This window comes from Dyadobacter sp. SRI_021 (assembly GCF_057586235.1).
This window is the reverse complement of sequence record NZ_JBYCZM010000002.1, coordinates 921,760-943,965: the sequence shown is the minus strand read 5'-3', so window position 1 is coordinate 943,965 and position 22,206 is coordinate 921,760. Positions and strand designations below refer to the sequence as shown.

The 22,206-nt window shown below is 51.0% G+C and carries 24 protein-coding genes and 1 tRNA gene; 22 read left to right on the top strand and 3 right to left on the bottom strand.

Annotated features, from left to right (window positions below; all coding sequences use genetic code 11):
- The first annotated feature begins 5 nt into the window (after window positions 1-5).
- The 15 genes from AC2YIT_RS09245 (at window position 6) to AC2YIT_RS09175 (ending at window position 14,860) form a co-directional block, all read left to right on the top strand.
- On the top strand, window positions 6-2,468 hold the full coding sequence (locus AC2YIT_RS09245) for a TraG family conjugative transposon ATPase (protein ID WP_487279002.1): 2,463 nt from the start codon (window positions 6-8) through the stop codon (window positions 2,466-2,468).
- Entirely contained in the window at window positions 2,465-3,154 is a 690-nt protein-coding gene (locus AC2YIT_RS09240; RefSeq protein ID WP_487279001.1) for a conjugal transfer protein TraI, read from the top strand. Before AC2YIT_RS09245 ends, AC2YIT_RS09240 begins: the two co-directional genes overlap by 4 nt.
- Window positions 3,155-3,193: 39 nt before the next feature.
- Complete coding sequence (locus AC2YIT_RS09235; RefSeq protein ID WP_487279000.1) at window positions 3,194-3,826, top strand: hypothetical protein; 633 nt, start codon at window positions 3,194-3,196, stop codon at window positions 3,824-3,826.
- A 30-nt stretch (window positions 3,827-3,856) separates the two neighbouring features.
- Window positions 3,857-4,696 (top strand): DNA-methyltransferase, encoded by an 840-nt coding sequence (locus AC2YIT_RS09230; RefSeq protein WP_487278999.1) that lies wholly within the window; start codon window positions 3,857-3,859, stop codon window positions 4,694-4,696.
- Window positions 4,697-4,735: 39 nt separating this feature from the next.
- On the top strand, window positions 4,736-5,374 hold the full coding sequence (locus AC2YIT_RS09225; RefSeq protein WP_487278998.1) for a TerB family tellurite resistance protein: 639 nt from the start codon (window positions 4,736-4,738) through the stop codon (window positions 5,372-5,374).
- 11 nt (window positions 5,375-5,385) lie between these two features.
- A complete protein-coding gene (gene traJ / locus AC2YIT_RS09220; protein ID WP_487278997.1) occupies window positions 5,386-6,588 on the top strand; it encodes a conjugative transposon protein TraJ in 1,203 nt (400 codons plus the stop codon).
- 32 nt (window positions 6,589-6,620) lie between these two features.
- Window positions 6,621-7,238, top strand: coding sequence for a conjugative transposon protein TraK (gene traK, locus AC2YIT_RS09215; protein WP_487278996.1), 618 nt, complete (start codon window positions 6,621-6,623; stop codon window positions 7,236-7,238).
- 11 nt (window positions 7,239-7,249) lie between these two features.
- The gene (locus AC2YIT_RS09210; protein ID WP_487278995.1) at window positions 7,250-7,633 is read left to right on the top strand and encodes a hypothetical protein; all 384 of its coding nucleotides are present in this window, start codon (window positions 7,250-7,252) and stop codon (window positions 7,631-7,633) included.
- A gap of 7 nt (window positions 7,634-7,640) precedes the next feature.
- A complete protein-coding gene (gene traM / locus AC2YIT_RS09205) occupies window positions 7,641-8,954 on the top strand; it encodes a conjugative transposon protein TraM (RefSeq protein WP_487278994.1) in 1,314 nt (437 codons plus the stop codon).
- 38 nt (window positions 8,955-8,992) lie between these two features.
- The gene (gene traN / locus AC2YIT_RS09200; RefSeq protein WP_487278993.1) at window positions 8,993-9,829 is read left to right on the top strand and encodes a conjugative transposon protein TraN; all 837 of its coding nucleotides are present in this window, start codon (window positions 8,993-8,995) and stop codon (window positions 9,827-9,829) included.
- A gap of 43 nt (window positions 9,830-9,872) precedes the next feature.
- Window positions 9,873-10,691, top strand: coding sequence for a hypothetical protein (locus AC2YIT_RS09195; protein ID WP_487278992.1), 819 nt, complete (start codon window positions 9,873-9,875; stop codon window positions 10,689-10,691).
- A gap of 27 nt (window positions 10,692-10,718) precedes the next feature.
- Window positions 10,719-11,738 carry a hypothetical protein gene (locus tag AC2YIT_RS09190; protein ID WP_487278991.1) on the top strand — a complete coding sequence of 340 codons (1,020 nt, stop codon included), beginning with the start codon at window positions 10,719-10,721 and terminating at the stop codon, window positions 11,736-11,738.
- Between the two features lies 1 nt (window position 11,739).
- Window positions 11,740-12,024, top strand: coding sequence for a hypothetical protein (locus tag AC2YIT_RS09185; protein ID WP_487278990.1), 285 nt, complete (start codon window positions 11,740-11,742; stop codon window positions 12,022-12,024).
- Window positions 12,025-12,036: 12 nt separating this feature from the next.
- Window positions 12,037-12,345: a helix-turn-helix domain-containing protein gene (locus tag AC2YIT_RS09180; RefSeq protein ID WP_487278989.1), complete on the top strand. Its 309-nt coding sequence runs from the start codon at window positions 12,037-12,039 to the stop codon at window positions 12,343-12,345.
- Between the two features lie 574 nt (window positions 12,346-12,919).
- Window positions 12,920-14,860: an SIR2 family protein gene (locus AC2YIT_RS09175; RefSeq protein WP_487278988.1), complete on the top strand. Its 1,941-nt coding sequence runs from the start codon at window positions 12,920-12,922 to the stop codon at window positions 14,858-14,860.
- 99 nt (window positions 14,861-14,959) lie between these two features.
- On the opposite strand, the gene AC2YIT_RS09170 is transcribed toward AC2YIT_RS09175, so the two are convergent.
- Window positions 14,960-16,279: a site-specific integrase gene (locus AC2YIT_RS09170; protein ID WP_487278987.1), complete on the bottom strand. Its 1,320-nt coding sequence runs from the start codon at window positions 16,277-16,279 to the stop codon at window positions 14,960-14,962.
- Between the two features lie 247 nt (window positions 16,280-16,526).
- Window positions 16,527-16,599: transfer RNA gene (locus tag AC2YIT_RS09165), tRNA-Lys, on the bottom strand.
- A gap of 242 nt (window positions 16,600-16,841) precedes the next feature.
- Between AC2YIT_RS09165 and AC2YIT_RS09160 the strand changes: the two genes are divergently transcribed.
- The 4 genes from AC2YIT_RS09160 (at window position 16,842) to AC2YIT_RS09145 (ending at window position 19,154) form a co-directional block, all read left to right on the top strand.
- Window positions 16,842-17,102 carry a hypothetical protein gene (locus AC2YIT_RS09160; protein ID WP_430851888.1) on the top strand — a complete coding sequence of 87 codons (261 nt, stop codon included), beginning with the start codon at window positions 16,842-16,844 and terminating at the stop codon, window positions 17,100-17,102.
- A gap of 194 nt (window positions 17,103-17,296) precedes the next feature.
- Complete coding sequence (locus tag AC2YIT_RS09155; protein WP_430851890.1) at window positions 17,297-17,914, top strand: TonB-dependent receptor plug domain-containing protein; 618 nt, start codon at window positions 17,297-17,299, stop codon at window positions 17,912-17,914.
- Window positions 17,833-18,417: a TonB-dependent receptor domain-containing protein gene (locus AC2YIT_RS09150; RefSeq protein ID WP_487278986.1), complete on the top strand. Its 585-nt coding sequence runs from the start codon at window positions 17,833-17,835 to the stop codon at window positions 18,415-18,417. The genes AC2YIT_RS09155 and AC2YIT_RS09150 overlap by 82 nt, the downstream gene beginning before the upstream one ends.
- Window positions 18,418-18,569: 152 nt before the next feature.
- Entirely contained in the window at window positions 18,570-19,154 is a 585-nt protein-coding gene (locus AC2YIT_RS09145) for an RNA polymerase sigma factor (protein WP_487278985.1), read from the top strand.
- 1 nt (window position 19,155) lies between these two features.
- Here AC2YIT_RS09145 and AC2YIT_RS09140 read toward each other — a convergent pair whose 3' ends face one another.
- Window positions 19,156-20,058 (bottom strand): LysR family transcriptional regulator, encoded by a 903-nt coding sequence (locus AC2YIT_RS09140; protein WP_487278984.1) that lies wholly within the window; start codon window positions 20,056-20,058, stop codon window positions 19,156-19,158.
- Between the two features lie 94 nt (window positions 20,059-20,152).
- On the opposite strand from AC2YIT_RS09140, the gene AC2YIT_RS09135 reads away from it, so the two are divergent.
- From AC2YIT_RS09135 to AC2YIT_RS09125, 3 genes are all read left to right on the top strand, one after another.
- The gene (locus AC2YIT_RS09135) at window positions 20,153-20,902 is read left to right on the top strand and encodes an MBL fold metallo-hydrolase (protein WP_487278983.1); all 750 of its coding nucleotides are present in this window, start codon (window positions 20,153-20,155) and stop codon (window positions 20,900-20,902) included.
- 73 nt (window positions 20,903-20,975) lie between these two features.
- Window positions 20,976-21,584, top strand: a complete 609-nt coding sequence (locus tag AC2YIT_RS09130) for an alpha-ketoglutarate-dependent dioxygenase AlkB family protein (protein WP_487278982.1) — start codon at window positions 20,976-20,978, stop codon at window positions 21,582-21,584.
- Between the two features lie 102 nt (window positions 21,585-21,686).
- The gene (locus tag AC2YIT_RS09125; RefSeq protein ID WP_430851902.1) at window positions 21,687-22,130 is read left to right on the top strand and encodes a hypothetical protein; all 444 of its coding nucleotides are present in this window, start codon (window positions 21,687-21,689) and stop codon (window positions 22,128-22,130) included.
- The last annotated feature ends 76 nt before the right edge of the window (window positions 22,131-22,206 follow it).

Below are 22,206 nucleotides of genomic sequence, written 5' to 3'. Positions count from 1 at the left end.
GAAGAATGGAAAAAGTGTTGGATAAGATGTTGCCTGTGATGGCAGTCGAGCATGACTGTATCCTTTCCAAGAAAGGGGATATTACGGTCGCATACAAAGTAGAACTTCCGGAGCTGTTCACGCTTTCAGCCCAGGAATATGAGGCGCTGCATTTCACCTGGATCAGGGCCCTGCGCGCCCTTCCCAAGTACACGGTGTTTTGCAAGCAGGACTGGTATGTCGCTACCAAATACCGACCGGATTTTTCCGGGGAACCTGGCTTTATCGCCGCAGGCAGCGAGCGGCATTTTAACGAGCGGCCGTTTCTGGACCATAGCTGCTATATCCTGCTGACGAAAAAGCCGCAGGACCGAAAGCCGTCGAGTTCGTTGTTCTCAACGCTGGTGCGGCCGGTGCTGGTGCCCGAGCAGACGCTGAGCCAAACACTCTTGCAAGATTTCCTGGACAGTTGCGGCCAGTTCGCCGCGATCCTGGAAGCCAGCGGGTTTATCAAACTGGATCGGCTTTCCGATGCCCAGCTGGCAAGCATAGACGGACGTCCCGGGCTGATAGAGCAGTATTGCACGCTGGGGGCCCAGGGCCCTTTAATCATGGACATGGAGTTTGCCGACGGCATCAAGGTGGGCGACAACCACTGCCAGCTCTTTTCGCTGGGCGACGCAAAAGACCTGCCGGCCCTGTGCGGCCCGAGGGTCAACTATGACAAGTACAGCACGGACCAGACCAAGTTTTCGATAGGCTTTGCTTCGCCTGTCGGTCAATTGCTGGGCTGTGATCATTTATACAGCCAGTATATTTTCATCGACGATCCGCAGCAAACGATTCACCGTTTGGAAACGAAAAGGTTGCGGTTGCAATCGCTGTCGGCTTATTCGCGTGAAAACAGCATTGCCCGCGATGCGACCAGCGATTTTCTCAACGAAGCGATCTCCGAGCACCGCCTGGCCGTTAAGGCGCATTTCAATGTGCTGGCCTGGACCAGTGACAAAGACAAGCTTAAAGAGCTGCGCAATACAGTAGCTTCGGCGCTGGCGCAGATGGATGCCGTCCCAAGGTTGGAATCGGCCGGGGCCGCCCAGATCTTCTGGGCGGGCATCCCCGGCAACGCGGCTGATTTCCCGATGAACGACACCTTTGACACTTTCGTGGAGCAGGCGAGTTGCTTTCTGAACCAGGAGACCAGCTATCACACCTCGAAAAGCCCGTTCGGTATCAGGCTCGGCGACCGCTTGTCTGGAAGGCCCCTGCACGTGGACATCAGCGATGAGCCGATGGCGAACGGTACCGTGCAAAATCGCAATAAGGTAGTAATTGGGGGGTCGGGTTCTGGTAAATCGATGTTTATGAACCACATGCTTCACAGCTATGTGCAGCAAGGCGCGCATTGTGTGGTGGTCGATGTCGGTCACAGCTATCAGGGGCTTTGTGACCTGGTTGGCGGTTACTATTTCACTTACTCGGAAGAGACGCCGATCCGCTTTAACCCTTTTTATATCTCGGAAGGCGACGAGCTGGATACGGAAAAGAAAGAGTCGATCAAAACGATGCTGCTGGCGCTCTGGAAGCGCGAAGGGGAGGAATTCCGCCGCAGCGAGTATGTGGCTATCTCCAATGCGATCACTTTGTACTATCAGTACCTGGACGCGCACCCGGAAGTATTCCCTGGCTTTGACAGCTTCTACGAGTTCCTGTTGGTCGAATTTACCCAGGTGCTGGAAAAAGACAGGGTCAAGGACAGGGACTTTGATATGGACAACTTCCTGTACGTGCTCCGGCCATATTACGACGACGGAGAGTTTGGCTACCTGCTTAATGCGAGGGAGAACCTGGACGTACTCGCCCAGCCCTTCGTCGTCTTCGAGCTGGATAAGGTGAAAGACCATCCCGTGCTTTTCCCTGTGGTTACCCTAATTGTGATGGAGCTTTTCATCTCCAAGATGCGCAAGCTCAAAGGTATTCGTAAGGTCATCGTCGTTGAAGAAGCGTGGAAGGCCATTGCGAAGAGCGGCATGGCCGATTTTATGAAGTATCTCTATAAAACGGTCAGAAAGTACTTTGGCGAGGCGATCACAGTCACTCAGGAGATCGACGACATCATCTCTTCGCCCATTGTCAAACAGGCGATCATCAACAATGCCGACTGCAAGATCCTTTTGGACCTGAAAAAATTCCAAAACAAGTTCGACGACATCCAGGCGGTTCTGGGCATGAGCGACAAGGGCCGGGCGCTGGTGCTTTCGGTTAACAAGGCCAATGACCCTTCATGCCGTTACCGGGAGTTGTATATCGAACTGGGCGGCAGCCTGATGAAGGTTTACCGGTTTGAGCCCAGCCCGGAAGAGTATTACGCTTATACGACTGAACAGAAGGAGAAGCTGCTGGTGCAGCAGTATCAACAAAGGTATGGCAGCATCGAAAAAGGTATCCGGGCGCTGGTAGTGGATTTAAAAGACAAGCAAAGAGCATGAGAAGTTTGAAACGATGTTACGGGATATGGGCGATTTGCCTGGTGTTTGCCATATCTGCGCCGGCCGGTCGGGCCCAGGCTGCGATCCCGATCTGGGAGATCATCAAAAAAGCGGTGATCAAGGTGATCAAAGCCGTTGACCTTGCCATCCAGCGACAGCAGAACAAAGTAATCTGGCTGCAGAACGCGCAAAAGCAGCTGGAAAATGCGATGTCTAAGCTGAAACTGAAAGAGATCTCGGAGTGGACCGAAAAGCACCGCAAGCTTTACAAGGATTACTTCGAGGAATTACAAAAGGTCAAGTCGCTGATCACTTATTACAAACGTATCCGGGACATTACTGCCAAACAGTACCAACTGGTGCAGGAGTACCGGCGCGTTTGGGCGATCGTGCAAAGCGACAGGCATTTCACGGCGAAGGAAATCGCTTATATGGGCCAGGTATATTCAGGTATGCTGGAAGAGTCTGTGCGCAACATCGACCAGATCGCAGGCATCGTTACGGCTTTCAAGACGAGCATGACCGATGCCAAGCGGATAGAGATCGTCAACACGGCTGCGGCCAGGGTCGATCAGAATTACAGCGACCTGCTGCGCTTTAACAGCCAGAACCTGACGTTGAGCCTGCAACGTTCGCGGTCCATACATGAAGCCGAGGTGATCAAAAAGCTCTACAACCTTCCTTAAGCCACAGGCCTTTTTATTACGGATGCAAAACAAATAGGTATGAAAAAGACGCTTTGGATATTGCTGTGGATCATGAGTGTTTCGGGCGCCGCACGTGCCCAGATATGGAAGGAGTGGTTCCAGCAAAAGAAGACACAGAAAGAGTATTTGATCGCCCAGATCGCGGCACTGAAAGCCTATAAACAGGTCCTTTGGACAGGCTATGAGGTCGCCCGGGACGGCCTGACGCTGATCGGCGATATCAAAAACGGCGATTTCAACATGCATAAGGGATATTTCGCTTCGCTAAGCAAGGTATCCGGCCCGGTCAAGGACCATGCCCAGGCTAATGGCATCGCTGTGCTGCACCGTAATATCCTGATCACGGTCGATGCCGCCGAGCGGGATGCGGCGCGCAGTGAGATGTTTACGGACAGCGAGCTTAGTTACCTGAAACAGGTCTTCGACCGGGTGCGGCTGGACTGTATCAACAAGCAGGAGGAATTCAAAAATCTGACCACCGATGGGGCGCTGGTGATGAAAGATGATGAGCGCATCAAAAGGATGGACAGCATCCGGCGGGACATGCAGGATAACCTGGTGTTTGCCCGCAGCTTTGCCGGCAGCGCGCGGGTGCTGGCCGCTTCCCGAAAGGATTTGTTATCCGGCGCCCAATCGAGTGGTCAGTGGTAGTGATCAAATCAAAATAACGGACAACAGACGATGACGGTTATCAGAAGAGAAGAGAAAAGTGGGGATTGGCGTAACCGGGTACTGTTTGCGGATTGCCTGCAGGTCATGCGGGACTTGCCGGATCAAAGTGTAGATATGGTTCTTTGCGATTTGCCTTATGGCGCAACGGGGCTTAAATGGGACCAGGCATTGCCGATGCAGCAGCTCTGGCAGCATTACCGGCGGATTGTCAAAGACAAGGGAGCGATCCTGCTGTTTGGCACCGAGCCCTTCGCCTCGCGGGTGCGATTGAGTAATTTCGACTGGTATAAATATGACTGGACCTGGGTGAAATCCGATGCGACCGATTGTATGAACGCCAAGCACCGGCCGATGAGAAAGACAGAAAAAATTATGCTCTTTTCTTCGGGTACGACGGCCAACGGGTCAACCCGTCGCATGCCATACTTTCCACAAGGCCTTGTGGCCTGTGATAAAGCCCGCGCCGGCAACGACTACGGGGCCACCGGCGGCAGCTTCAAACGGTACCGGCCCTCACATGGGCCTTACCGGCAGCAATGGACCAATTACCCGACGGATGTACTTTATTTCCCCAAGGACAAGGACAGGTATGTACCAACGCAGAAACCGGTGGCGCTCTGCGAATACCTGATCAAAACCTATACAGAACAAGGGGCACTAGTGCTCGACCATTGCGGCGGATCGGGGACGACGGCCATTGCCTGTATCAATGCGGGGCGTGACTTTCTGATAGTCGAGAAAGACCCGGTATTCTATAACATAGCCCATGACCGTATTCAGAGGCATTGGCTGCGGCAGGTTGCTGCAGGTATAGCGCCTGATGCAATGACCCGGGGCGAAGCGGCATAAGGACAGCCAATCATTAAAGAACATTTCAAGGCAAATGACATGAAAAAGATACTGATGCTCTGGGTGGTAATGCTGGCAGGCAGCGCGCTGGCCCCTTCAAGGGCCAACGCCCAGGCCCAGGAGATTGCGCAGCTGCTGCTGAACGTGGAAAAACTCAGGCAGTTCAAGCAAATATTGGAAGACTTGAAAGCCGGCTACGATATCCTTTATAAAGGGTATGGCACGATCAAGAATATCTCGGAAGGCAATTTCAAGCTCCACGATGCATTCCTGGATGCGCTGCTGAAAGTGAGCCCGACCGTGCGCAATTACTATAAGGTGGGCAGCATCATCGACAAGCAGATAGCGCTGGTGCGGGAATACAAATCGGCGTATGCGCGCTTTCAGGATGAAGGCAATTTTACGCCGAAGGAGATCGAATACCTCGGACGTGTGTACGGCAACCTGGTCACTGAGAGCCTTCGCAGCCTGGACGAGCTGGTGATGGTGCTGACTGCCGACAAGCTGCGCATGTCCGACGACGAGCGGCTGAAAATGATCGATGGCATCCATGCCGATATGGAAGACAAGCTGGTGTTCCTTCGCCATTTCAACGGCAACACTTCGATCTTTTCTGCACAGCGGGCCAAAGAGAAGCATGAAGCAGAAACCATGCAAAAGATTCAGGGGCTAAACTAACGGATAATTCTATGAACAAATCAATGAAGGCCATGCTGTGCATGGCAATAGGCCTGCTGTTGCCTGCGCTGGCGAGCGCGCAAGGGATCGCCGACGAGATCAAGGGCATGCAATCGGTCCTTGACCAACTCTATAACGAGATGATCGGGATGAGCAGCGATCTTATCGGCGTGGGCCGGGGTATTGCGGGCTTTGCTGCGACCTGGTATATCGCCTACCGCGTGTGGGGGCATATCGCCCGGGCCGAACCGGTAGACGTGTTTGGCCTGTTGAGGCCTTTTGGGGTCGGGCTGGCGATCATCTGCTTCCCCGGCCTGCTGGCGGTAGCCAACCAGGTAATGATGCCAACGGTAACCGGCACGGCAGCGATGGTTAAGGGAAGCGACAAGGCTATCGAGCGGCTATTAAAGCAGAAGGAAGAAGCCCTTAAAAAAACAGACTTCTGGCAGATGTATGTCGGGGAAAGTGGCGAAGGTAACCGGGATGCCTGGTATCGCTATACGCATAACGGTGAAGATCCCGACAAGGAAGGCGCCTTCGCGGGCATTGGCAACGACGTCAAGTTTGCCATGAGCAAGGCCTTTTACAATTTCCGCAACAGCGTCAAGGAATGGATGGCGCAAATCCTGGAAGTGCTCTTCCAGGCGGCAGCCTTGTGCATCAATACACTCCGGACATTTCAACTGATTGTGTTGGCTATCCTGGGGCCGCTGGCGCTTGGCATCTCGGTTTTCGATGGCTTTCAGTATTCGCTGAACATGTGGGCAGCCCGCTACCTGAATGTGTTTTTGTGGCTGCCCGTCGCCAATATTTTTGGAGCGGTCATCGGCAAGGTGCAGGAAAATATGATCAAGCTGGACATCGGCCAGATCGCCCAGACCGGTGACACTTTCTTTTCTTCCAAGGATGCGGCGTATCTGGTGTTCCTGATCATTGGCATCGTCGGCTATTTCACCGTGCCATCGGTTGCAGGCTTTATCGTCAACGTTGGCGGTGGTGGTGCGCTCAGCCAGAAGACAACCAATATGGCCGGCGGTGCGGCAGGATCTGTTGCCGGCGGGGCGGCAGGAACGGCAGGGGCTGTCATCGGTGCGCCCGGCTACCTTGCCCAAGGATATTCGGGGCAGGCTGACGGGCAGGGAGCAAGCGGCGCGATAGGCAGGGCCATGGGCCAGGGCGGCGCCTATATGGCCGACAAGATTTCGGGGCGGTAAAAGCAGTTCTAACCATTCATAAAGGATACAAAATGTTCACAAAAACCAAAAACATCGACACGGCCTTTAAATCCATTCGCTTGTTTACCGCGCTGGTCGTGATTGGCAGCATCGGCCTGTGCTGCTTTATGGCCTACAACAGCCGGATGCTGGTCACCCGGATACAAAGCAGGATCTATATTCTCGCCAATGGCAAAGTACTGGAAGCGTATGGCGCCGACCGGAAGGATAATATCCCGGTGGAAGCGCGCGACCATGTAAAAACCTTTCACCGGCTGTTCTTCACGCTGTTTCCCGACGAGAAAGCTATCCGGGAACAGATTGGCAAGGCACTTTACCTGGCCGATGCATCGGCCAAAAAGGCTTATGACGATTTGTCCGAAAAGGGGTTTTATACAGGTGTTGTATCGGGCAACATCTCCCAGCAGATCGCTGTGGACAGCGTCGCCCTGGATGTGGACCAATATCCATTCTTCTTTCGCTGCTATGCTACCCAGTCGATCACGCGTACGACCAGTATCGTGGCGCGCAGCCTGGTGACCGAAGGCTATTTGCGCAATGTGCCGCGCTCGGAGCACAACCCGCATGGCTTTCTGATCGAGCGTTGGCTGACGATCGACAACAGGGATATTAAAGTTGAAAACCGCTAAAAGAAAAAATCATGGAAAGACGCAGACGAAAGACCGGCAGGCCGCTCACCGGCAAACAGATTGCGATGTGGTTTGCCCTTTGCCTGGCCCTGGGCGTATATAGTGGCTGGCTGATCTGGGAGGCTTTGAATGGAAATTCGACAAACCGGATGAACATCAGTCCGATCAGTGTGCCAAAACATGCGGGCCAGGATGCAGACGTGGGCGCACCGCGCATCAGCCAACGGGAGTATGAAAAGATACACGCTTTGCGGTTGCACCTGGACAGCCTTTCAGCGGCGGGCGGCAGTGGGCCAGACAGTATCATGGCCTACCGCCCGGGGCTGAGGGACAGCCTGCGCACGGCGGAAGAAGTTTACCAACGGCAGCAAGGACATTATTCAATTGAAAAATAAAAAGACTATGCAGAAAACGACACATTCGATCAAATTCCTGCGCGACCGCAGGCTCTTTACGGCGCTGCCCGTGCTGGTGCTCCCGTTCGCGACGCTGCTGCTTTGGGGCTTGGGTGTTCTGGGGCCTGCCGAAAGCAGCGCCGCCGGTCAGCCGACGGGCTTCAACTTTCATTTGCCTGATGCGATGCTCGAAGAAAAGGGGCCACAGGATAAGCTGGCGTTTTATGAACAGGCGGAAAAGGATTCGGCTAAATTGCTTGATGAGATGAAGGCCGATCCCTACTACCAGGGAAGGCTCACAGGCGGAGCAGAAGAAAAGACCAAGCTGCTGGGCCTGCCAACGGCAAAACCAGCCGCGCCAGGTCTTGATGCTGCCGCCACGCCCGAGGAAGCGCAGTTATACCGAAAGCTCGACGAGCTCAACAAAGCGCTGAAGGCGCCCGCGCCGGCAGTACCCGCACCCGCCGAAACCTATCTTTCCGCGGCTCCGGCCCAGGCGCAGCAAGGTATCCCCGCAGAAGCGCAGCAGTTGGAAGATATGATGGCAGCGGCCGGGAGCAGCGCTGCGGGCAATGACCCGGAGATGGCCGAGCTAAACACCATGCTGGAACGCATCCTGGATATACAGCATCCGGAGCGGGTGCAACAGCGGCAACAGCAAGCCTCCAAAGAGCAGTTGGGAAAGGTCTTTACTGTATCGGGCCGAAAAGAGCAATCGCCTGTCACTTTTTTAGACAACCGGTCGGTGCGTGATTATGCATTGGAAACAGCCGCACAGATTGTGGCCGGGAAACCATTGACCGAAAATGGCTTTTTCGGCCTGGACGAAACTGCTGGTGAAAATGCGGCCCAGCAGGCGATAGCGGCCGTGGTTGCTGAAACGCAGGAACTGGTGAACGGCTCGACGGTCAAGCTCCGGCTGCTGGACGAGGTGTATATAAACGGGATACTGGTCCCCAAAGACAATTTTATCTATGGCACGGCCAGCCTGGACGGCGAGCGGTTGCGGATCACGGTCCCGGGTATCCGGTACCGGAACAACTTGCTGCCCGTGTCGCTGTCGGTTTATGACCTGGACGGCTTGGCGGGCATTCATATCCCCGGGGCTATTACCCGCGATGCGGCCAAAGAATCCGGTGAACAGGCCATACAATCACTGGGTATTGCCAGCATGGACCCGTCCCTTGGCGCCCAGGCGGCCAGTGCGGGCATCGAGCTGAGCAAGAACCTGCTCTCACGAAAAGTCCGGCTTATCCGTGTCACGGTCAAAGCAGGCTACCAGGTGCTGCTGATGGACGAAAAACAAAAACAAGGCATGTAGCCTGAATTCAGCTTTATTCACTTAACAATTCCCGGTTTATGAAAAAATTGACATCCATGATGTTTGGCATCGCCATGCTTTTTGCAAACGACAAGCTTACCGCCCAGCAGACCCGGCCCCAGTCGGAGATCGAGCCCTATGCGCTGGAAGTCACGACCAGCAAGACCACGCACCTGGTCTTTCCCTATAAGATCATCAGCGTCGATAAAGGAAGCCGGGCTGTACTGGCCCAGAAAGCGAAGGGGGTCGATAATATACTGCAGGTGAAAGCAGCCAGCGAGAATTTTGACGAAGCGAGCCTGACGGTGATCACCACGGAAGGCACGCTGTATTCGTTCCTGGTTTACTATTCGCCGCTGCCCGAGAAGCTAAACCTGGTCTTCGGTGGCGCGGGGCAACCAGTGACCGCGCAGCTGACCGAGCCCGGCGACAACCAGGCTGTGACCGAGCAGACCGCCGCGCTGGTGGCGGAGATGCCGGGTAATATCCGCAACAAGAAAGACCGTAAACATGGCATCCGCATGGCATTGTCCGGCCTGTTTATCAAAGAAGATGTGCTGTATTACCAGCTATCATTGAAGAACACCACCCAAGTGGGTTATGATATTTCCCAGCTGCGGTTTTTTATCAGCGACCAGAAACGGTCCAAACGCACGGCTACCCAACAGACGGAGATCATCCCGCTCTACACGCACGGGGACACCCACCGCATCGATGCCGACGCTGAAACGACCCTGGTCTTTGCGCTGCCTAAACATACGATCCCCGATAAGAAGTACCTGAGCATTCAGCTCATGGAAGCTGGCGGGGGAAGACACTTAAAACTAAAAATCCGGAACAAGACGATCATGAAGGCCGTACCGCCAGGAAGCTGACGGGCCAGGGCCTGCTATTTGATAACCCCTAAAAAGAAAGGATATGCAACAGGACAAATTCAGGGCATTGATGAACAAGGTGAAATTTACAGGCTTTCCCGAAGGCCTGGAAGCGCCTTTGAAAGAAATGATTGCAAAAGGATTGGACAATTTCACTTTGCCACACGTTGGGTTTTCCGGAAAGGATGTTGCAAAGGCAACGCTGCATTTTGCCAGATCCAAGGAAACAGACAATTACTTTTTTAATTCCTATGAGCTGGAATTTAAAAAAGAAGGGCAGGCGCAAGGGCTGAAACAAACATTCCAGATAGGCTGGGACAATAATATCACCTTCCGGGAAGGGTTGAACTTGCTAGCCGGAAGGTCGGTATTCAAATCGATGGCAGCGATTATCAATACGGGGACGGCCGAGGCCCCCAGGTATGAACCCAAGGGTGAGAAATCCGACGTGTGGCTAAGGCTCGACACTACGGACAAGGATAAACACGGCAACTACCTCTATAAACAATACCACCAGGGTTATGGCTTTGACCTGGAAAAGGCGCTTGTCCGGCATCCGATCAAAGAGCTCGCCAATCAGCAGGATAAAGAAGCGCTGATCCGCACGCTGCAAAAAGGGAACCTGGCCCGGGTGACCTTCATAATTGGGGGCAAAGAAGAGAAACGGTATATCGAAGCATCTGCTCAATTCAAATCGATCAACCAGTATGATGAGAATTTCCAGCGTATCGGCTTCCGCCGGAACGTAAACCAGTCGCAATCCCAGGGGCTGGCTAACGGTACCAAACAGCAGCAGGATCAACAGCAAGGACCAGAGCAAAAACAAAACCGTGCTTCGCGCAGACGGCATGCGCTGACCTGAATGTAGAACACTTTAATTAGAACGGTTATGAAGGCAAACCAGCACAGCGTTGAAGCAGACCTGGCTTACTGGGACAAGGTCGAGAAGATGTTCCCGCCGAAAGCCCAAGCTCTTCCTGAATTCCAGAAGGAGAAAATCACCTTTTTTGAGGATATGGCAGCCCGTTATGGGAATTCGTTGAACGACCATGAGCGGCGGATTATCAGGATTGCGCGGGGACAACGCCGGGAAGCCGAAAAAATGCTGTATCCCAACCGGTGGGAGAGGCTTGCCCGGCGCGTGTTAAGACGTGGCTTGCGGGCGATCGTCGCGGCAGTCCAGAACAGGCGGGCGGATGCAATGGAGCGGCAGATCACCCGGCAGGCGGCTGGGCGTGGCTTTAATCTCGAAGGCAAACAAGTAAGTGAAAAAATACGGGAGGGGACCAGCTTCAAAGTGCCTTTGGAATCCTCGTATTTGTCTGAAAACCAGAAAGTGGACCAGCAGCTATCGGTCAAAAGGGAAAACGGTTCCTACCAGCTCGATAAACTGATAGCCACACTTACCGGAGCGGATGGACAGAAACGGCAGGCGAGCTTTGATCTGTCCGGCGGTAACGCGGTCAACGCCCAGCAGGCTGTCAATCTTTTACAGGGCCGTGCCGTGGAGGTCAATGGCAAATGGATGCAGCTGGATTTAAATGACCGGGACATCAAGGGGAATTACAAAATGAAGACCTTTCATCGGGGCGACAGCTATGACATGGATTCGGCATTAAGCAAAGTGCCTTCCCGGCAGCTTTCCGATCCGCTGCAACGACAGGCAATTACCCAGGCGCTGCGAAATGGTGAAACGGTCCCGGTCACGATTAACGCCAAAGGGGGAAAGCGGGAGGTGCTTCTTGAAGCCAATCCGCAATTCAAAAATCTGAGCATATACGATCAGAACCGCCAGCGGATCAGCCTCACGCAGCCTACGGGCAAGAACATCGGGGAAGGTATGGGCCAGGTCCGAAAGCTTGCGCAGGAAGCCAGGCCGGCAAGGAAGAAAGGTGTTTCAATAGGTTGATATGGAGCGGAATCAAGATCCCCTGGTTGTCTTTCTGGTTGCTATCGGCACAGACCCGCGTATAGGCACCACGCATATCGCGCTATATGTGGCCCTTTACTATTTGTGGCTGGCGCAGGGTTGCCATGGCCCTTTGGCTATCAACAGCGCATTGGTGATGCCCCTTGCCAAGATCAGAAGCCTTACAACCTACCATAAGACCATATTGGAATTAAATGAGTACGGATATATCCGTTACCGGTCCTTGCCGGGGCGTAAAGCAAGCAAAGTATTTTTTGATCGATGAACGAAAGACAAAGTGGAAAGGAATATCAAAACTAATGCTCCGCATTTGCAGCTGGTCACACTGGCCGACCTGGAATCATTCAAGCAGCAACTACTGGCGGAACTTCGTCAAATGCTGTTTTCAAAAAAAGGAGCTCCTGAAAAGAAATGGCTTAAATCAAGGGAGGTGAGGACGATGCTGGGGATATCGCCGGGCAAGCTGCAGACGATGCGCTCTTACGGGCAAATACCCTTTACACGAGTAGGAGGGGTGATCTATTATGATCACGCCGACATAGAAAAGATGCTTGTCGATGCCAAGCAAATGAAAAAAACATACTGATGATTAAGCACAGCGAAAATGGGTTAGGTAGTGTTGTCCCGCCTTTGGAGACGCACGTTGTGATTTACTTTTTGCAAAAAGGATATTCGGAAGAGGCTGCCCGCTTGTTTTTTAGGCACTATCAAATAAAAGGCTGGCTCAACCCAGTTGGCGAAAAGATAAAGGACTGGAAAATGTGCGCCTGGCAATGGATTTGGAACGGGCCTCGGGGTAATTGGTCGCAAGCAGGTAGGAGGGAGGAATAAAAAAAGAAGGCCGGAGGCAATTGCTTCCGGCCTTAAATGTTTATACTCAACGTTGTTGTCTTAACAACATATATGGAATCGCAAAACAAACGAAATTGTTCCGCATTTTTTAAAATAGTGACCTTTGGTTACTAAAATAAAGATATGCATGGCTCACCTACCTTGCTTTTGCCCGAAAACTCAGACTTTTTCCTTCTCTAGCTTCCTTGATCCAGCGAAAAGGGAATCCACTTTCTGACGACCTTGCATTGTAGCTTCACCGAATAATTTTCTTTCATGAATGGGAATAATTTGCATACTTGTGAAGTGCACGTGACCTTATACTATCAATGTCAAAAGAGAATCTATTTCGCCTTCTCAAGAGAGAAGAATTGATTATTTGGGCCGGAGCAGGAATGTCTAAGTATGCAGGATACCCTGATGGCAATTCGCTCCGGGAAATCATTCTTAATGATTTAGGCCCGAAAGGGCAGAAGCAAGTATCGCCTTCGGCAACGCTAATGGATGTTGCTGATGCGCATATTGAGCAAAGAGGGGGAAGCCGGCGCGATTTGATTTTCTTGATCAACCGCATTTTCAAAGCAGATCCAACAAACATCCGCACCCATGAAGAGCTCAGTTTAATACCTCAAATTCGAACGATCATTACCACTAATTATGATCGTCTGTTTGAAACGGCTTATGGCCGTAAAGCGCAGTCTTTCTATAAATCCTCACAGGTCACTCAACTGGATAAGAGCCTGGTACAGGTTTACAAGGCCCATGGTGACCTGGACGATCCCGATTCGATAGTTCTGACAAGATCTGACTATAAAGACTTTTTAGGAAAAGATGTCCAGCATAACTCCTTTTGGACCATAATCAAGGAAAGATTGATTAACAATTCTGTTCTCTTTATCGGATATGGATTGGAGGATCTGAACACGGGAATGATTATCGGTAAGGTTTTCGATGAGCTTAAGCAGAACAGGAGAGAGTGCTTTGTTTGTGCACCTGGTTTGCCACAATACAAAATCAATGAGCTAATTAGAAACGGCATTCAATATATAGATTCTACGGGAGAGACGCTGGTTTCAGAAATGTTGTTACACCTTAAAGACAATATTCTTTCAGCGGCTGCAAATGCCTCGGATGTAGGCAATTTATCGACGGTAAGTAAGTTTCTTGGGAACTTCAACATTGGGTCAACGACAGTGTCCGCGGGTAGCGATAGTAGGATTTCCTCCGTCTATCCGGTAAATAAGGATACCATTGGAACTCTTAAATTCACGACAAAATCTGGCAGCCAGTTTGATAAGCAGCTGCGGGAATTTATGACCCGGCCAGGCTCGAAGCCCCTTAGCTTCAAGAATAGCGAAGTGGAAGATTTTGAATTTCGGTTGAGCGATATAAAAATCCCTGTCGATCCTTCCACATTTATGATGGGGGTTGTTCCTAATATTAAAGAGATGGTTACGATCAGGTTTGACGGTGGCTTCGAATATCCGGACATAGATTTGAAGATATATGGTAGTGAAACAGGAGCGGAGTCCGAAGCCAAACTTCGTGGTGGAGATGTCCGGGTTTCATGGCTTAGGGAAAATATCAAAGGCTCAGACTTCACGACCGGTTTTACGTTCGTTCATCACAAAGTTTCCAGGTCGCTAAGAGAGGAGATTGAATTGTTCACGTTTTTGACAAAATTGTTGGACGGCACTCCCTTTACCATATTCACATCTAAGGGTGCAATACGCAGTGTGTCTCGCATTTCGAAGTTGGAGCACGACGATTTCGCGGACTATCTGACGATTTTCGAGACATTAAAGGTGATAGAGAACCACTATGGGCTAATTTTCAAGGATTTTGAATTTCATAGCATTGACGACCATACTATCGATTTGATCAATCGGGTCGTTTCCAGAATGAACGACGCAAAGTATAGTGAGATATGGGAAGGCTCTATTGATGTGCGAGCATACAATGGAGCTTTGGAATCCAAAGATATCGAGCCATTGATCAAGGGTAAGAAAGGTACTCAGATTACGATGAGGGGAAACTTTGAACAGAAAATAGCTTTCCTTGGACAAACGATCAATTTGGGATATCCCATTATGGAGATTCTGAATCCCCGGATTAGCAATCTCAAAGATTATCTCAGAGACCACGCGACTCCCTTGAAAATTGAGAGTGCTACCAATCAGCGCAACATTTATTATTGCGATCGCTACGAGGGACCGGACCCCAAGAATTCGGACTTCGTGATACTGATGGGGGTTCCAAAAAACAAGTGAAATAACACGCCAATGGTAGATTGCTTATATAAAAATATCTCAATCAACTGATCAGCCAAACTATGGGAAAATAGCCCCGGTTTGAACCGGGGCTACCCGTTAGGCGATTTTTCGAAGCTTACCGGCTTTAGTGAACAGTCGCTCACGAAGCTTTGAGACGTTTTCGCTGATGCGCGTTCTATTTACCCGGGCGTACCGTTGGGTCGTCCGCATACTTTTATGTCCCAACATTTTACTGACGTCTTCCAGGGGGACCCCGTTGTTCAACATGATGTGTGCGAAAGTATGGCGCGCAAGGTGCGTGTTAAGTTCCTGGCTGTTCGCTGTTATATTTTCAAAGGAGATGTTACAAATGTCAGCTAGTTCTTTCAAATAAACATTGTAACGGTAGTTGCTATTGATTGGCATAAGACGGTTGTTCACTTTGCAATAGGGGTGGTCTCTGTACTTCTCGATCAATTCGGCTACGATCGGAAGAATAGGGACCGCTTCGGAAACTTCTGTCTTACCCCGGTCTTTGATGAGCCAAAGTTCGCCTGCATTTCCCACTTTTATAATGTTTTCAGGAGTCAGGTTATAAATATCCCCATATGCATAGCCTGTGAAACATTGAAATATGAAAGCGTCACGCACTTCCGCCATACGTCTGACAGAGATATTTTTTCTGTATATAGCTTCCACCTGGTGCAGCTCCAGCGGCTGTACCTCTTTCTCCTTTGCAGAACAATTGAAGTCCTCTAGTGGGTTACTGGGAATTAGCCTCCTTTTAACCGAAGGCTTGATTATTTGTCGTGTTTTTTTGACGTGCTTTTTCGCGGTGACTTCGGCAATAGTCTTGGGTGCATAAAGCGTTAGATAATCAAAGAATTCATCGCCAAAAAGATAATCTATCTCATTTAGCTCTATATCCTCGACTTTGTATTGGTAAGCGAGAAACGCTACGGCTTTGCGACGGGTGGTTCGCCATTGCCGCAATGTATCCTTATCTCGCTTACCCTTTTTTACCTGCTCTTCAAACTTGCTTATGAAGCTATCGAAGCAGCCAAGTAAGGTATTCTTGACTATTTCCCGACCCGAACCAACTTTTTGTTTTCGCTGTGTAACTGGCTTACCGTTGTATGCATTTTTCAGCATTAGGGGCGTGATTTGTTCATATTGCGTCTGCAGCACGACAAAATGCCGGTCCAGGTCAGTTTCTACTTGCCTGATTTTTTGGTTAATAAGTTTGGCTTCGGCCCCTGATAAAGTGACGGTTTTGTTCTCTTTGTCCCAGAAATCGGGGTGGACCTTTTTGCCGGTGGAGATTTCGTCATGTTGCCCGTCGATAGTGATGCGGGCGTAAATAGGGGCGGTGCCGTCGCTGGTCGCTTTGGATTTTTTCAGCCAAAACATGACGAAAAGTTTCTGATTGCTTTTCATTCTTCAACATTTTAAAGTGAACGATAGATTCTGACCGGCTTCGGCCGGCCAACACATCGAGCTCCCTAAACCTTCTCACAAGTCTTCAGAAAATCGTGGTGCCCCAAATCTAGGAACATAAACGGGGTCCCGAATAGGGTCCCATTTTCTTTGATTTCCTTTGTTTCGAAATGAATCGCTTTTTTGCTAAAGTGCTCATAATTAGCACTGTTTTAAACGAAAAAAGCGCACCTTAGTGCGCTTTCAGTGATCCCGCTGGGATTCGAACCCAGGACCCATACATTAAAAGTGTATTGCTCTACCAGCTGAGCTACGGAATCGATCTATATGTCAATGGCGCTTTTTCTGACGCTTTCGAAACTTTGTCGCCTTGATGAAATCTTAATATTCAGGACTTTTTTCGTTTCGATCCGTCTGCCGCAGCGCCGTATCGTGGTGCAAAAGTACAATTGGGATTTTATCAAACAAATTTTGAGAGCACTATTTTTTGAGCGGAAATGCAGGAAATTTCGCAATTGGCTCAAATCTAGAAAATTAAACGTCTAAAAAAATTTAAATTTTTTTGAATTTACATTCGGGTAACACTCGGATGGGAGGGAAGGAGGATCGTCGCCGGCGGAACAATGCTGCGGCAGACTCCGAAAATGCAGGTAAAATGGTAAAGGGATATTGGTCGCTTGCTGCAAGCCATCTATTTGTCGCGCGGTATTCCAGTATGTTTGTGACGATTTTTGAAGCATATGCATTTAAGACGAATGAAAACAACGCCCGTTCGGCGGAAAAAGGAGGGAAAAGGTTGGTGAAAGGGACGCCAGAAAAATAGTACTATGGATTCGTCCAGGTTTTCTCTTGGTTCCGGCGGTTGTAATCCGGCGGTTAAACTGCAACCCAGCGGGGTTGCGCGGGTAGGTCTGTACGACTAAAAGGCGCATTGACCGACCGCAACGGTAGATACCAAGTCAGGAATGTTCAACCCGGATTGCATAAGCTGGCGGCATTATCTCACTAGATTTTACATTGAAAGAAAATGCTTCGCAGTTGCAGGAAGTGATGGTCTCAGCCCGCAACCTGAACCGCGAGAATGTGATTGTGGCCAAAATGCCTTTGAAGAAGCTCGAAAACCCGCAGGTTTACAGCACGGTTTCATCCGAAATCATGAAGCAGCAGGGAATTACCAGCTACGACGACGTCCTGCGCAATATGGCGGGCATTACGCGTACATGGGAATCGACCGGTAGGGGAGGCGATGGGGCATCTTACTTCGCATTACGCAGCTTCGAAGCGCAACCACTGCTGTACAATGGTCTTCGTGGCACTACCAGCGGCAACCTGGTCCCGTCCAATGTCGAAGAGATTCAGGTGATCAAAGGGCCTTCCAGCACGCTGTTTGGAGGCTCTTTCTATGGTTATGGCGGTGTTATTAATACGATCACCAGGAAACTCTATCATCAGTTTGGCGGTGAAATCGGCTATAATGCGCCGGGTTACGGATGCCGACGGCACAGACTTCCGGGTGAAATCGTTCTGGCCGGAACATGCCGATCAATGGGAGTATGGTATTTAAAACCAATTTATTTTCCGACAAACTGGCTTTTACGCTCTCGGTGTACGATATCAAGGTGTCGGACCGCGTAATGCCCGACCCGGCCAATATTCTCGATTATAACCAGGGAGGGAAAGTAGGCAGTAAAGGTTTTGAACTCGATATTGTGGCTAATCCGCTAACCGGCCTTAACCTGATCGCCGGTTTCAGTCACGACAAAACCAAAGTCATCTCGGGTGATCCCGAAGACTTTTACAGCGAGCCGGGTCGTGTAATCGGTGGGCAGGGGCCACAGAACCTCGCCAATTTCTGGGCTACTTACCGCATTAGCAGCGGGACATCGAAATACGCCGGTTTTGGCATCGGTGGAAATTATGCTGGCGAATACAAGGTGATCGACAATAGCAAAGCCGGCGTATTTACCCTTCCGGGTTATACTTTACTGAATGCGAGTGTGTTCTATAATGCCAGTCATTTCCGTATTTCAGTGAATGCCAATAACATTACCGACAAGCAATATTACATCGGATATTGGTCGGCGAACCCGCAGAAACCGAGGAATTCGACATTGAGCGTGGCTTATAATTTTAAGTAAAAGCATAAAGCACCGCGGCCGGAAGCAGCGTTTTTGTTTCCGGCTATTTTATTTCAAAAAATTTTGCCTGTTGCTGATAAGGTTGAATGCCGGGCGGTATAAACAGACATCGATTACAAGTCTGTCAACTACCCAACTCCCTTTTACAGCTCATGAAGGCATCAACCAAAAAGAACTACCGCACCCTGACCGACCTCGTCATGGCTTGCAAGCATAACGACCAACGCGCACAGACGCTCTTTTACAACCGGTTCCGCACCGAGCTCATGCGCATCTGCACGCGGTTCGCACTGACGCGCATGGAGGCGGAAGACATTTACCAGGAATCATTTGTGAAGATTTTCAGACACCTTCATGAAGTGCAGAATATCGAATCGATCGAATCGTGGATGCGGTCGGTGGTTACCCGTACGGCGATCAACTATTATCATCGTGTCACAAAAAAGGAGGCCAAGAACCATTCGATGGACCTGTCGCCCCTGGACTTCGAATCCAATGACCATACCTGCATGATCGACCGCCTGGGCGTCGGGATCGTCGATGATATGATCGCGCAGCTGCCCGATGGCTACAAGCGGATCATCAGCCTGAGCCTTGTCGAAGGCTATTCGCACGTCGAAATAGCCCAGGCGCTTTCCATTACCGACAGCACTTCGCGCTCCCAGCTTCTGCGCGGTCGCAACCTCCTCATGAAGAGGCTGAGAAAACAGGGTATTACAGGGTACGAAATGCCCTGAATCAGGCCATAGCCGGGTTTTCGGTCCCCAGTAATACCGATTGTATCCTGCTTACGAGCCCGCTCAACGCATCGCTCCGGTCTTTATGCGTGCAGGCGTACCAGTGACGTGTACCGATCTCCGAACGAAAAGGCAGCGTCGTAAGCCCGCCTGTGCTCAGGTATTGGCGGGCAGCCCATTCGGCCATGATGGTAATGCCCATGCCGAACCTGACCATTTCTACGATGGCTTCGGTCATCGGTATGTAGATGGTTTTTTTAGGAGAAAGTTGTGATACCAGGTCTGGCGAGAGCAGGTTACTATCGCTGCTGATCTGGAATGCAACCAGCGTTTCGGAATGCAGATCCGAAAATTCGAGCGCGGTATTGCGCAATGCGAGCGCGTGCTTATCCGACAGCAACGCGACCATCCGGTCTTCGAAGAGCGGCTCGAAATACAAGCTGCCATTGTTATTGGTCCCATTAACGAGCGCAAGTTCCAGCTTCCCGGCTTCGAGGAATTCCATCGGGCGGCGGGTCGCTTCGGCTACGATCTGGATGTCGGTGCCTGGATATTCTTCATGAAAGTCGATGAGGAGCCGGGGTAGCCAGTGGTAGCAGGTGTAGCATTCGGTGCTGATACGGATCGTCTGTTTCTTTCCTTCGCGCATTTCTTTCAGCTCCGCTTCCAATTCACGAATTACCGGCAGTACTTTTTGCGAGCTTGCCACCACGCGTTGGCCGGCTTCGTTCAGTACAAGCTTCTTTCCGATCCTGTTGAAGAGTTTGACGCCGCTGGCAGCTTCCAGGTCACGGATCTGGTGGCTTAGTGCCGATTGCGTGAGGTTCAGCTTCTCCGCAGCTTTGGTTACCGAACCCTCGCTGGTGATTTTTTCAATAATATAGAGGTGTTGCAGTGTTAGCATTGTATGAGTATTGTTCATTGTTTAGATAAAAATAAATCATTTTTCTCATATATCTAAAACAAATACTTTTGTCATGTACTAAAAACAACAGCACATGAAACTCCAAAGATTATCCTGGGCGGGACTCAAAGTGGAATCCAATGGCCAGACGTTACTCATAGATGCCGTCCAGAATTACCAACGCGGCGCATCCATCGGGCCGCAAAACCCTTTTCAATTTGTAGGAAACACGGAAGCGGATGTAGTACTGATCACGCATTTGCATTCCGACCATTACGACCCTGAGGCGATTCGCGCCGTGCTGAAACCAGAGGGCCGTTTCGTCATTTCCGATCAGATCGCCGCCGAGGTAACGAACGACGGTTTCACACCGCAAGCACTCGCGCTGAACGCGCCACAGCAAATCGGAAATTTCACGGTTACGGCCGTATTCGCGATGGACGGCGTAGGCGATAAGCAAGTTTCGTGGGTAATAGAGGCCGACGGCCAGCGCATTCTGCATGGCGGCGATACGATGTGGCATAACCAGTTCTGGCGCCTGGGCAAAACCTGGCAGCACTTCGATGCCGTGTTCCTGCCCGTGAATGGCGCAGTGGTGAATATTCCGCGCGTAGAGCCAAGCCCGGTACCCATTACGCTTACACCCATTCAGGCGATTACGGTGACGCGCCTGCTGCATGCCGACGTGCTGGTACCCATTCATTACGGTTTTCACAAAGAAGGTATGTACCACCAATTCCCGGAAATGGAGGCGGAACTGGCCCGCCATGCAGAAGCGCAAAATGTGCAGGTGCAATGGGTCGAGCAGGGAAATGCGGTGGCGAAACCGGTGGCGGCGGAGTAGGTTTGACAGGCCGGACGTAGACTTTTTTGTTTAGTTTGTTGTTATGCTTCGGAAACATTGATCAGCAAACTTCATGAAACAATTAAATCTGTTCGGCTCGCAGGAGGCCCTTCAATTCCCCGAGGACCTACTCGAATATTATCCTGGATTCATACCGGCGGCTGAATGTGCCAACCTTATGCACCGATGGGTTGCGGAAGTACCCTGGCGGCAACAGGTAATGCAGATGTACGGCAAGGAGGTGACGGCCCCCAGGCTGATGGCCTGGTACGGTGATACCGATAAGTCGTATACGTTTTCGGGCACACGGTTTGAGCCGTGCGCGTGGACCGCAGAGCTCGCCGGTCTCAAACAGCAGATCGAACGTAAAACGGGTTTTACTTTCAACAGCGTCTTGCTCAATTACTACCGCGATGGCAACGATTCGGTGGCGTGGCATGGCGACAATGAGGATGAGCTTGGCCGAAATCCCGTGATCGCCTCGGTGAGCATAGGGCAGGAACGGCGCTTTGAGTTCCGGTATCGCCCCGATCATTCGAGGAAATACGGGCTGACGCTGGAAAACGGCTCGTTGCTGATTATGAAGGGCGACTTGCAGCATACCTGGGAGCACCGTATCCCGAAATCGAAAACGCAGAACGGCCCGCGGATTAATCTCACTTTCAGGACGATCCGTAAGTAGTGGCGAAGATTGCACGGTTTGGGTTACAAAATTTTCCAATTGTTCCAACGAAAGCGCGGACGGGTGAATCTATGTAACCGAAACCAATTTAATTGTTAGCCCATGAAAACTACCCGCTTAATCCTTTCGCTGATGCTCCTCTGGACGGTAATGGCCTGCAAAAACGAAACCGCCGATCCGATCGACGACACGGCCAAGAGAGCGATGAAAGAAAACAATGGCCTGATCGGCAAATGGAAGCTCGTCGAATACCTCGCAGACCCGGGCGATGGCAGCGGAACTTACCGCGAAGTGACAGCCGACGTCGCACATACCATCGAGTTTAAGGAAAACGGCGAATTTATCGAGCAAAAGGGCCAGGGGCAATCTTCGGTGCCATTGTTCAATGCGTACAAAGTGCTCGATGACAAGCGCATAGAGCTGATCCCGATCGATAAATCTGCGCCGTCGCATATCTGGTACTATTCGGATCTGTCCGCGGGCAAGCTTACGCTGGGTTATGGTTGTATCGAAGCCTGCTCCGGCAAATATATTGCGGTGGAGTAAATCGGCCGCTTTGACTAAGGTCGTCATCTTTTTGTGTTTTACAGATAAATCGGGCTGGATTTTTCCAGTCCGATTT